The organism is Clostridium fermenticellae, from assembly GCF_003600355.1.
GTDB classification, from domain to species: Bacteria; Bacillota; Clostridia; order Clostridiales; family Clostridiaceae; genus Clostridium_AV; species Clostridium_AV fermenticellae.
The window spans coordinates 2,338,139-2,350,306 of the sequence record NZ_CP032416.1 but is presented as its reverse complement, the minus strand read 5'-3'; the positions used below and the strand labels follow the sequence as shown (position 1 = coordinate 2,350,306).

The following is a 12,168-nucleotide window of genomic DNA, read 5'->3' as shown; positions in this document are numbered from 1 at the left end:
AATTTAATAATTCTGATAGGTTTTATTTTGGACGACTGATATATGAATAAAGAAGTAGGAACTTTTTTAAAGCATATATCAGTCTTTCTATGCTCATGATTATATTTATAAAAGGAGTTTTTTATGAAGGAAAATAGTCTTATATTTGAAGTTGATGGTATTAATGATGGTATGAAATTAAGACAATATTTAAAAACTATATGTAAGCTATCAAGCAGACTCATAAAAAGTGCAGCTTTAAATAAGAGGATAAAAATCAACAATAAAGTTGAAAAGTTAAACTATATAATAGAGAAAAATGATAGAATAACTGTAGATCTGCCAGAAAATGAAGATCAAGATATAGTTCCTGAAAAAATGGATATAGATGTTGTATATGAGGATATGGATATATTAGTTGTGAATAAAAAACCTAATATGGTTGTTCATCCAACTAAAAGTTACCAAAGCGGGACGCTCGCAAATGGTATCTTGTACTATTTTAGAGAAAATGGAGAACAGTGTATAGTTAGGCTTGTTAATAGATTGGATATGAATACATCCGGTCTTATAATAGTTGCTAAAAATCAGTTTTCACATATGGCATTGTCAAGAGATATGCATGGTGATAATTTTGAAAAAAGCTATCTTGCAGTAGTACATGGAAATCTTACAGAAAAAAGCGGAATAATTGATTTGCCTATTTATAGACAGGGAGAGGGAAATATAAAAAGGATTGTAGATGAAAGGGGACAGAGAAGTGTAACTTGTTATGAAGTAATTGAAAGTTTTAATCATGGTGATTTAGTAAAACTATCATTAAAAACCGGGAGAACACATCAAATAAGAGTACATATGTCTCATATAGGATATCCAATTTATGGTGATGACTTGTATTGTGATATGGATGATACAAAATGTATAAAAAGACAGGCACTTCATGCATATAAATTAAGATTTCCACACCCCCGAACAGGAAAAAAATTAAATTTTGAAATAGATCTTCCTATGGATATAAAGAATTTGATACAAAAAATAAAATTTTGATAAATTAATTATCAAAATTTTATTTTTTGTGTTCTACTGGTTATTTTTGAGCAGGCTTTAATTTCTTAAAAATAAATATAGACGAACCTAATATTACTAAAACTGCTGGAAAAATTATATAAGGAGTTAGTCTAGAGTTGAAGGTTAACTTGAATGCTTGCTCGAATTTATGGTCTGTTCCACTTTTTAGTTCAAGTTTTCCTATCATTTTATTGTTCACAAAAATATCAGCTGTTGCAATTGTGTCACCTTTTTTAAAAAGTTTCAGATTAAGGTTTTTATTTTCAAGTCTAAAAGTTGGTTTTCTAATATCTGTTTTTGGTCTTATATAATAAAAGTCAGAGGAAGCTAAAAGTGGAATCTTTAGCCCATTTTTATTATAAGTTGTTACAAGATCACCCTTCGAATATATTTTTGTCCAATCGAAGTTATTAAAAGCATAGTTAAACAATGCTATAGAATCCGGGAAAAATGTTTTTTTCTTATCATGTAATAAAGCAACTATAAGAGTTCTGCCATTTTGCGTTGCACATGCTACATAAGAATGAAAAGATTGAATAGTGTACCCGGTTTTACCTCCGATACACCCAGGATAATAAAAACTTGACGATTTTTGTATTAATTTATTTTCATTCCAAAGAGGTCTAGCATGGGTAGATTTATTTGTTGAAGGAATTGAATAAAAACTAGTGGTTGCAATTTTAATGTATTCCGGATTTTTCGAAAGTGCTCTCATTATAAGAGATAAATCTTTAGCTGAAGTTTTGTGATTTATGTTATATAAACCACTTGGATTAACAAAGTTTGTATTTTTGCACCCTAGTTCAAGAGCTCTCTTATTCATTGCCTGTGCAAATTTATTACATGAGCCGCTTATATATTCTGCAAGAGCTTGAGCACAGTCATTACCTGAAACAAGTATAAGACCGTATAGAAGATCTCTTACCTTTATTTCTTCGCCTTCATATAGATAAATTTTACTTCCGTCAGCATTTGGTGGATTTTTACCAATTGTAACGATGTCATCTAAATTACAGCTTTCAAGTGTTAATAATGCTGTCATTAATTTTGTAGTAGAGGCAGGAGGATAAGCAGCATTTTCGTTTTTACCATATAAAAGTGTTCCTGTTGTTGCATCCATAACAACACAGCTGTCTGCTGATACAGATGGTGGATCATTACTTGCTTGAACTGTTAAAGGAAATAATGTAAGTACTATAAAAAAGCATGTCAAAAAAGTTAAAAATTTTTTCATTTTCGCCTCCTAAAATGTTGCTATTCATAATTATATCAAAAAACTTAATTTTATGCGACAGAATTTCAAAGAATTGTCAATAATATAAATAATAAAGATATAAATAATTAATTTATTTATGGAGGGATTATCATAGATAGAAGAAAAAAAATAATAGGCTCAATACTTATTTTATGTATATTTTTGATTTTTTTAGGTGCAGGTTATTATATATCAAGACCACCAAAAGATTATAACGATAAGGAAGTTTTTAATGAAACTCAAAGTAGTACTGAGAATAATAATAATTCAGAAAGTAAGATCATAACTGCTTATATAAATGGTGAGATTAAAAATCCAGGAGTTTATAAAATGAAACAGAACAGCAGAATTCAAGATTTAATAAAGAAAGCTGGAGGTATAACTGATGGTGCTAATGTATTAAAATTAAATCTGGCTAAAAAATTAAAAGATGAGGATTATATATATGTCGAAAAGAAAACAAATGGGCAAACGGATATTCCAAATCAATCTTCAGAAAGTAGTATGGATAGTGAAAAAGTAAATATAAATACTGCATCAAAAGAAGAATTAAAAAAAGTTCCAGGAATAGGAGATACCACTGCCCAGAAAATAATTGACTATAGAGAAAAGAACGGAGAATTTAAGACTATTCAGGATTTGAAAAAAATTGGAAGGATAGGGGATAAGACAATTGAAAAAATGAAGGATAAAATAGATGTCAATTAAATATTTTAATACTTAAGCAGAAGTTTAGCACTTAAAAAATTTTTAGGATGGTAGTCCTTTGAATTATAAAGTCTTATGAATATTTACAGTAGAATTAACAGATTCCGATTTTTACTGGAAATTATACGGAAAAAATTTGCATAATAAAAGCATCCTTTTTATAATGGTTTTGCTAAAAACTAAAAATAAAAGGATGCTGATAAAATGAGTAAAAGTTATTTGAAACAGCTACTCACTTATATTAACAGGGTATATGATATAGGTGAAAAAATCAATAGTTTAAAAAATAAAATAATAAAATCTCCAGCAAAAGTTTCAACAATAGCTTTCGTAGTATTATTTGGATTCATGCTTCAAATAAGAAGTTTCAATAGATTAGAACATTGGATTGAAAAGAATAAATTTAAAAAGGTATTACCTAAAAATACTAAAATGCTACGCATTGACGCCGTTAGGCGTTTCTTGAATGATTTTGATCTTGATGGCTTAAAAAATATCAACAAGCACATAATAAAAACTACTGCGAAGAATAAAGTATTTAGAAATGGTACTATAGATGGTTTAAAGGTAGCTGCCATAGATGGTGTAGAACTATTTGACAGTATTAAAAAATCTTGTAACAACTGCCTTACAAGGGTTGATAAAAATGGTATAACGCATCATTTTCACAGATCAGTAGTTTGTGCAATGGTTGGTTGTGATCCACATATTGTTTTAGATCAGGAAATGCTTGAACCCCAAAAAGATAGTTCAGGTAAAGATGAAGGAGAAATTACTGCCGGCAAACGTTTAATTAAAAAGCTGTATAAAAAATATCATCACTTTGCGGATATCATTGTAGCTGATGCTTTGTATTGTAATGCTACATGGATAAAAGAAGTACTCTCTATAGGAATGAATGCTGTAGTTAGAGTAAAAGATGAACGTCTTCACATTGTAAAAGACGCATTAGCTTTATTTAAATGCCGTGAGGCAGATAAGAACTGGATTGTAAGAAAAAATACAAATATCTACACAAAGATTAAGGCATGGGAAGATGATAATTTTGAAATGTCTGATAAGGATATAAAAGTAAGGTTCTTGAGGTTTGTGGAAGAAATTCATACTGGAGACAGAATAGAGATTAAAGAAGGATGGATCATAACAACAGATAAATTTACATCAGTAGAAAGCCTGTGGAAGATAATGCATAAAAGATGGGACATTGAAAATAATATATTTCATCAACTGAAGACGGAATGGCATTTAGATCACTGTTTTCTTCATAGCCCTACGGGCGTAGAAACAGTTTTAATGTTTATAATAATAGCATTTAATTTAATGCAGTTATACTTTTTTAGGTGTATAAGGGGTTTTAGAGAAAAGAATATGCTTCAAATGGATATTATTGAAGATATAAAAGATGAAAGATTTACTATAGAAGATAATTGGAATAACCCTATATTTGGAAAGACATAATTCAAAATTAAAACTGGAAATTGATTATATAAATTTATCGGGGTAAAGAGGTATTATAATTATTTTTTTGACCTAACGGTCTCCGTGCTTACCAGCTCTTTAAATAAATGTAATTGGATACAATTCCAGTAAAAATAAAATTTTTACTGGAATTTAGGTGCTAAATCTCTGATACTTAAGTGCTAAAATTGAAAATATATAGGAAATTGTTTATAATGGTGCTGTAGACTTTAAATGAGAGGTGAGTATGATGGTCGAAAATGTAAAACTTACGGAATATACAAAGACATCTGGGTGAGCAGCAAAAATAGGACCGGGTGTTCTTTCAAATATACTGAGCAAAATACCAAAAATGGATGATGAAAACCTGATGGTTGGTATAGAAACATCTGATGATGCAGCTGTTTATAGGTTAAATAATGATATTGCTATAATACAAACGCTGGATTTTTTTACACCAATTGTTGATGATCCATATACTTTTGGTCAAATAGCAGCTGTTAACGCATTAAGCGATGTGTATGCCATGGGTGGAGTTCCAAAGACAGCGTTAAATATTGTTTGTTTTCCATCATGTTTGCCTGTAGATGTTCTGGGAGAAATTTTAAGAGGCGGTGCAGATAAAGTATCAGAAACTGGAGCAGTAATTATAGGTGGACATACGGTATCTGATGATGAACCCAAATATGGTTTGTCCGTTATGGGAATGGTAAATCCTAATAGTATAATGAGGAATTATGGATCAAGAGCTGGAGATATTGTAATAATTACAAAACCGATTGGAATAGGTATAATGGGTACTGCGATAAAGGGTAAAGTTATTTCTGAAAGCGCATATAAAAAAGCTGTTAGAGTTATGACGACCTTAAATAAGTATGCTGCTGAAATAATAGTTAAACATAATATAACAGCATGTACAGATGTAACAGGTTTCGGACTTCTTGGACATTTATATGAAATGGCATCTGCATCTAATGTAACACTCAGAATTCATTCAAAAAATGTACCATATATAAAAGAGGCAGAGGAATATGTAAAGATTGGACTTGTCCCTGAAGGGTGCTATAATAACAGACAATACTTAGATGGAAAATTTGAATTTAAAAATGTTCAGGAGTGGATGCAGGATATAATGTTTGATCCACAGACATCTGGAGGATTGATTTTTACTTGCCCGGAAAAAGATAGTGCTGAAATTATGAATGAATTGTCAAGCTTGGAATTGAAATCGGGTATTATAGGAGAGGTTTTACCAAAGCAACATGACAAGTTTTTGATTATAGATTAAGGTATTGTTTCTTGAGGAGGATATTGTTCATGCTAAAAAATGATTTGTTTAGGAAATTGCCAAAAGTTGATCAGATATTAGATGAATCTGTTGTGAAGGATGAATTAAAAAATTTACCAAGAAAGATGGTTATGACTGCTGTAAGAAGAGCGATTGATAATTATAGAAATCTTATAATAGATGGCAAAGTGTTTGAGGTTAAATATAATGATATACTGCGTGAAGTTATATATATTATAGAAGGTTTTAAAATTAGAGGACTAAAAAAGGTGATAAATGCCTCTGGAGTGGTAATACACACAAATTTAGGAAGATCGGTTTTACCAAAGAAGGCAATAGATAATATAATGAATGTAGCTCAAAACTATACTAATTTAGAATATGATTTAGAAACTGGTAAAAGAGGCTTAAGATACAGTCATGTAGAAGAATTAATAAAAAAATTAACCGGTGCACAGTCAGCTTTAGTTGTTAATAATAACGCAGCTGCGGTTATGCTTGCTTTAAATACAATTTGTAAGGATAAAGAAGCAGTAGTATCGCGGGGGCAACTTGTTGAAATAGGTGGATCGTTTAGAATACCGGATGTTATGACTTTTAGCGGAGCTTCTTTAGTTGAGGTAGGTACAACGAATAGAACTCACTTATACGACTATGAAAGAGCTATAAATGAAAATACAGGAGTTTTATTAAAAGTGCATACGTCCAATTTTAAAATTTTAGGTTTTACAGAAGATGTAGCTTTGGATGAATTAGTTAAATTGAGTAGAAAAAATTTAATTCCGATCATGGAGGATATAGGAAGTGGAACCTTAGTTGATTTTTCAAAATATGGATTTACATATGAACCGACAGTTCAAAGGAGCATAGAGAGCGGTGTAGATGTAGTTACATTTAGTGGAGATAAAATGTTAGGAGGACCCCAAGCAGGCATAATAGTTGGAAAGAGCAAATATGTAGATAAAATGAAGCAGAATCAATTGACAAGGGCACTTAGAGTTGATAAAATGACACTCTCAGCATTGGAAGGTACTTTAATGTATTACATGAATGAGAGTAAGGCTATAGACAATATACCAACGCTAAATATGATATTGAGCAGTAGTGAGAAACAGAAAAAAAGAGCTCAGGTGTTAATGAAAAAGATAAAAGACAGCACATGTAAGTTTGAGTGCAGAATAGACAATGATTATTCTTTAGTTGGTGGAGGATCAATGCCAACTGAAAAAATACCTACATATGTTGTAAGAGTTAAAAATAATCAAATAGAACCTGAGACTTTAGAAACTAAGTTAAGAAAAAGTGAAGTACCTATAATAGTAAGGATATCGAATGATGAGATTACAATGGATTTAAGAACAATTTTTGATAAGGATTTTGATATAATAGCAAAATCCTTTAAGACTATTGGGGATTTATTAAAAATATGATTTATAAAGTTGGAGGTGCATTCTAATTGAAGCATGTTATAATAGGAACGGCTGGCCATATAGATCATGGAAAGACCACACTTATAAAAATGCTAACGGGTAGAGATACAGATACATTAAAAGAAGAAAAAGATAGAGGAATATCGATTAATCTTGGGTTTACTTTTTTTGACCTTCCGTCTGGAAAAAGAGCCGGGATAATAGATGTTCCAGGACATGAAAAGTTTATAAAAAACATGCTTGCCGGTGTATGCGGTATAGATGCAGTACTGTTTGTAATAGCAGCAGATGAAGGAATAATGCCTCAGACGCAGGAACATTTATATATACTTCAGCTTTTAAATGTTAAAAATGGAATAATAGTTATTACAAAAACGGATTTGGTTGATGATGAATGGCTTTCTATGCTTTGCGAGGATATAAGAGAGGAATTTAAAGGGACTTTTTTGGAGAATGCTCCAATACATGCTGTTTCATCCAAGAGTAAAAAAGGAATAAAGGAACTTGTTACGGATATAGATGAAATTACAGATGAATTAAGAGAGAAAGATACAGAAGGACATTTTCGCCTTCCCATAGATAGAGTATTTTCTGTAACTGGATTTGGAACCGTGGTAACTGGAACTGTTATAAGTGGAAGTATAAAGGAAGGGGATAATGTAGAAATATATCCTTCTAAAATTGTATCAAAAGTGAGAGAAATTCAAGTACATGATGAAAAGGTAAAAGAGGTTGAAGCAGGGCAGAGATGCGCTTTAAATTTATCTAAAGTAAGAGTAAAGGATATAAAAAGAGGAGATGTTGTTTCATTAGAAAATCTAATGGAACCATCTATGATAGTAGACTGTAAATTTTATTATTTGAAAAATGCAGATAAGGTGCTAAGAAATAGGCAGAGGGTTAAATTATATCATGGAACGGATGAGATAATTTGTAGAATAATTATACTGGATAAGGAGGAACTTTATCCAGGAGACACTGCATATATACAGTTGAGGCTTGAAAAGCCACTTACAGCTCAAAGAAATGATAGATATGTAATTAGAACCTATTCTCCAATGTATACCATAGGAGGAGGATATATAATTGAACCGAAGGCCTCTAAGGCAAAGAGATTTCACGATGACTATTTGGAAGGACTTAAAATAAAGGAGAGTGGAAAAACTCAAAATATATTAGAAGATACTATAAAAAAATTAAGTCCTAAATATCCGTCCTTTACTGATATATTAAAATCTATTGGGAAGAATGAACAGAATGTTAAGAAATCCCTTTTCACTTTAATAGATGAGAAGAAGGTTATAAAGTTAGGAGACGGAAATAGAGCAGCATATATTTCTTCAGATTTTTTAAACAAAAAGAGTGAGGAATTAAATAGACTGGTTGATAGTTTTCATAATGAAAACCCGCTTAAATTTGGTATATCTAAAGAAGAAGTAAAAAGCAGGCTATTTGGAAATAATATAAATCAAAAGATATATGATGAGATGGTATCCTTATTTATAAGTAAAGGTTATGTGAAGATCAGTCAAAATTTTATATCACGAATAGATTTTAAAGTATTTTATACTGAAAAACAGGATATAATAAAACAGAGTATACTGGATGAATTTGGAGAGCATGGAGCTTTAATTTCGAATTTTAATGAAGTTAAAGAAAAACTTGGAAATGAAATAGATGTAGAAATGGTTTTCGATTCATTAATAGACAATGAAATAATAATTAAGACCGGGAATAATTGCTTTTTTCTGAAGGAATATTACGATAAAGCAATGAAAATAGCCTATGAATTAATAAAGTCGAAGGGATCTATTACATTGTCTGAATTTAGAGATGAATTAAAAACAAGTAGAAAATATGCTGTTGCCCTTCTTGAAAAATTTGATAGTATAAAACTGACTAAGAGAGTCGGAGATAAGAGAGTTTTAAATAATTCTATCGATAATTATTTAAATTAGTAAATTAATGTGATATAATGTTATAGTATTATTTATATGGGGATAGATAGGTGCTGGTGTGCCTGCCGGTCTTCAAAACCGAGCTGCCGTGCTAAGACCATGACGGGTGGGTTCGATTCCCACATATTCCCGCCAAAGTAGAATTTAAAACGTTGGTTTAACTATATATTTAAAAGGATTTTTATGGTTTTTGTACTTACTGTAAGGATCCTTTTTTATTACTTAAAACTGGTAGGCTACTTTTAAAATTTTCAAGAGAAGAATAGTAGTAATCTGCCAGAGAAAAAAGGGTTGTAGTTATTAAAGTCTTTTTAATGAAATACGAGAATTAAAAAGTAATGAATGATTATGATATTATAAAATATGACAGAAATTATTATTAACTAATGAAGATTTTGTGGAAAGGTGAGACTTAATGTATGTTTGAGTGGTATGGCAAACCGTGGAATGATATTGTAAAAAAACTTGGTAGTAATATAAACTTTGGCTTAAACGATATACAGGTGAAATATTGTAGAGATAAATATGGTGATAATAAGATAATTATACCGGATATTAGAGGGGTAATTATCTTATTTATAAAACAGATAAGACAGCTTTGGATGTTACTCATGCTTATTTCTGATATTATGTTTTTTTATATTGGACAATATGCAAACGGTATTATAGCACTTTGTGTAATTATAATAAATACATTATGTGTGGTTATAGAAGAGCATAATAGTGATAAGAATTTGAAAGAACTAAAAAAATTTAATACTGGTTATGCAAAAGTTATGCGAAATGGTTCTTTTTTTAATATTCCAATAGATGAATTAGTAGTAGGCGATATAGTTGTATTTGAAAAAGGACAAGTTGTACCTGCCGATTTAAGAATTGTAGAGAGTAACAATTTAAGGACAAATGAAGTGTATGTTACAGGTGAAAAATTTATATGTGAAAAATATGAAACTAAAATAGAAGATAAGTATCTAAAATTATCAGATATGAAAAATATTATGTTTAAGGGTTCAAAGATTATAACAGGAAATGGCACAGGTATTGTAATATTTACGGGGAATAATACTCAAATTGGAAAGGTTATAAAACTTTTTTTAGATGAAACAACTGAAGAAAAGTCATTTGAGCAAAGAATCAATGAAATCTTAAATTTTTTTGGTATATTTGTTTTAGGTGGTGTATTAATTAATATAATAATAGGTATATTTAATAAGCGAAACTTAAATGATAGTATAAATTCAATAGCAATAATTTTTTTAAATTCACTACCACAGAGTATGATGATTGTTTTAACTATCTTATCTTTTGTGATTCTAAATCAAATGAGAAAAAAAGGTATGATTTTCAAAAGTTTATTTACTATAGAGAAGTTTTCATCTGTCAATGCTTTTTGCACTGATAAGGTTGGTGCTTTTTCTGATGAGAAAATGTATGTCAGTAAAGTGTATGTTGATAATACTATAATAGATAGATATGATGAACGCCTGATGAAAATAAAGTACGAAGATGAGGATAGATCCTTAAAAAGGATTTTGGATATAGCACTACTCTGTAATGATACTATAGTATCATCAAATGGCGAGTTTGTTAATCCTAGAGATGATCTGATGGAAATTTCACTTTATGACCTTGGAATTAAGCTTGGTATAGACACTATAAAATTAGAAGATGAGAAGGTTAGATCAGATGTTATACCATTTGATACGGATAGGAGTATAATGACAAGCATAAATAAGGTTGATAAAAATTTTAGAGCTCATATGAAGGGTTCAGTTGATTCAATTTTGAACAGGTGTACACGTATATTAAAAAATGGAGTAGAGGTTGAAATAACAGAAGATGATATTAATTCAATAAGAAATGCAGATATGAAAATGTCTAATGATACTCTAAGTGTTATGGGACTTGCGTATAGAAATTTCAATTATGAACCTAGTTTAGAAGAAAATATTGAGAGTAATATGGTGTTTGTTGGGTTGATAGGATTTGAAAGTGTTATAAAAAGTGATGCCTACTATGCAGTTGAACAGGGTAACTTTTTAAATGTAAAGCCTATAATTGTAACAGAAGATGGTAAACTTACGGCATATGCTTTTGGCAAAAAGCTTGGTGTGATATCTAGAATACAGCAGATATTGTCTGGAATTGAAATAGATAATATGAAAAAGGATGAGTTTGAACGCATAGTTAACAAGATGGGGATATTTTCAAAAATAAGTGCAAAACATAAAATTAGTATAGTTAAAAATTTAAAGCACTATGGATATACAGTGGCAGTTACAGGCTCTAAAATTATAGATTTGCCGTGTTTAAAAGCTGCAAATTTAGGAATAACAAATTCTAATATTGGTGTTATTAAAAAGCTTTCAGATGTGTTTGCAACTAATATAAATTATAAAAACTTGCTTGATATACTTGAGGATTCAAGAAAAGTAGTAAATTCAGTAAGTAAAATAATTGTTTATATAATGAGTTGTAGTTTAAGCATGTTGCTTTTCAGTACTATAACTGGAATATATGGTTATAATATGCCATTTATAGTTGAAGAAGGTATTTGGTTCAATAATATAATAATGATGATATCAGCTGTTTCTATTATACTTAATTATCAAAGTGAAAACAATTTATTATCATATTCAATTATTAATAGAGATATTCTTTCTAATAGAATGAGTTTTATTATCTTAAACTCAATTTTAACATGCGTGTCAGCTTTAATTATATTTAGAGTCTCATATAGTCATGGAAATGAAGTAGCTCAAATGTTATCATTTTTCATACTAAATATATATTCTGTGCTGTTTTCAATGAGCTTTTCAAATAGAGCATTTTTTAGCAATAAATTTTCAAATTTATTACTTTTAATAAATATACTACTTCAGATAATTATTATGATTCCAGTTGGAATCTTTATTGTGAATGATAAAACTAATATAAGAAATGTCATAATATTGTCACTTATATGGTTTGTGGTGATGTTGTTTTATAAATTTGAAAAAAATGGTGATTATGAATATGACTAAT

8 protein-coding genes and 1 tRNA gene are annotated in these 12,168 nt (G+C 29.8%); 8 read left to right on the top strand and 1 reads right to left on the bottom strand.

Going from position 1 to position 12,168, the window contains the following annotated elements; genetic code table 11:
• The first annotated feature begins 123 nt into the window (after positions 1-123).
• A complete protein-coding gene (locus tag D4Z93_RS10920) occupies positions 124-1,026 on the top strand; it encodes an RluA family pseudouridine synthase (RefSeq protein ID WP_119973490.1) in 903 nt (300 codons plus the stop codon).
• A 40-nt stretch (positions 1,027-1,066) separates the two neighbouring features.
• Here the strand turns inward: D4Z93_RS10920 and D4Z93_RS10915 are convergent, their stop codons facing one another.
• The gene (locus tag D4Z93_RS10915) at positions 1,067-2,281 is read right to left on the bottom strand and encodes a D-alanyl-D-alanine carboxypeptidase family protein (RefSeq protein WP_119973489.1); all 1,215 of its coding nucleotides are present in this window, start codon (positions 2,279-2,281) and stop codon (positions 1,067-1,069) included.
• A 132-nt stretch (positions 2,282-2,413) separates the two neighbouring features.
• Here D4Z93_RS10915 and D4Z93_RS10910 point away from each other — a divergent pair, with 132 nt between their 5' ends.
• The 7 genes from D4Z93_RS10910 (at position 2,414) to D4Z93_RS10885 (ending at position 12,167) form a co-directional block, all read left to right on the top strand.
• The gene (locus D4Z93_RS10910) at positions 2,414-3,010 is read left to right on the top strand and encodes a helix-hairpin-helix domain-containing protein (RefSeq protein ID WP_119973487.1); all 597 of its coding nucleotides are present in this window, start codon (positions 2,414-2,416) and stop codon (positions 3,008-3,010) included.
• Positions 3,011-3,214: 204 nt separating this feature from the next.
• Complete coding sequence (locus tag D4Z93_RS13525; RefSeq protein ID WP_119973485.1) at positions 3,215-4,468, top strand: transposase; 1,254 nt, start codon at positions 3,215-3,217, stop codon at positions 4,466-4,468.
• A 250-nt stretch (positions 4,469-4,718) separates the two neighbouring features.
• Positions 4,719-5,756, top strand: a complete 1,038-nt coding sequence (gene selD, locus D4Z93_RS10900) for a selenide, water dikinase SelD (RefSeq protein WP_119973484.1) — start codon at positions 4,719-4,721, stop codon at positions 5,754-5,756.
• A gap of 29 nt (positions 5,757-5,785) precedes the next feature.
• The gene (selA, locus tag D4Z93_RS10895; RefSeq protein WP_119973482.1) at positions 5,786-7,186 is read left to right on the top strand and encodes an L-seryl-tRNA(Sec) selenium transferase; all 1,401 of its coding nucleotides are present in this window, start codon (positions 5,786-5,788) and stop codon (positions 7,184-7,186) included.
• A gap of 26 nt (positions 7,187-7,212) precedes the next feature.
• Positions 7,213-9,144 (top strand): selenocysteine-specific translation elongation factor, encoded by a 1,932-nt coding sequence (gene selB, locus D4Z93_RS10890; protein ID WP_119973480.1) that lies wholly within the window; start codon positions 7,213-7,215, stop codon positions 9,142-9,144.
• Positions 9,145-9,182: 38 nt separating this feature from the next.
• Positions 9,183-9,279, top strand: a tRNA-Sec gene (locus tag D4Z93_RS13240).
• A gap of 284 nt (positions 9,280-9,563) precedes the next feature.
• Positions 9,564-12,167 (top strand): P-type ATPase actuator domain-containing protein, encoded by a 2,604-nt coding sequence (locus D4Z93_RS10885; protein ID WP_119973478.1) that lies wholly within the window; start codon positions 9,564-9,566, stop codon positions 12,165-12,167.
• Position 12,168: the final 1 nt, after the last annotated feature.

Bases quoted from the DNA above. Each gene is read 5' to 3' on its own strand.
- D4Z93_RS10920 (WP_119973490.1), top strand. From the start codon at position 124: ATGAAGGAAAATAGTCTTATATTTGAAGTTGATGGTATTAATGATGGT.
- D4Z93_RS10915 (WP_119973489.1), bottom strand. From the start codon at position 2,281: ATGAAAAAATTTTTAACTTTTTTGACATGCTTTTTTATAGTACTTACA.
- D4Z93_RS13525 (WP_119973485.1), top strand. From the start codon at position 3,215: ATGAGTAAAAGTTATTTGAAACAGCTACTCACTTATATTAACAGGGTA.
- selA (WP_119973482.1), top strand. From the start codon at position 5,786: ATGCTAAAAAATGATTTGTTTAGGAAATTGCCAAAAGTTGATCAGATA.
- D4Z93_RS10885 (WP_119973478.1), top strand. From the start codon at position 9,564: ATGTTTGAGTGGTATGGCAAACCGTGGAATGATATTGTAAAAAAACTT.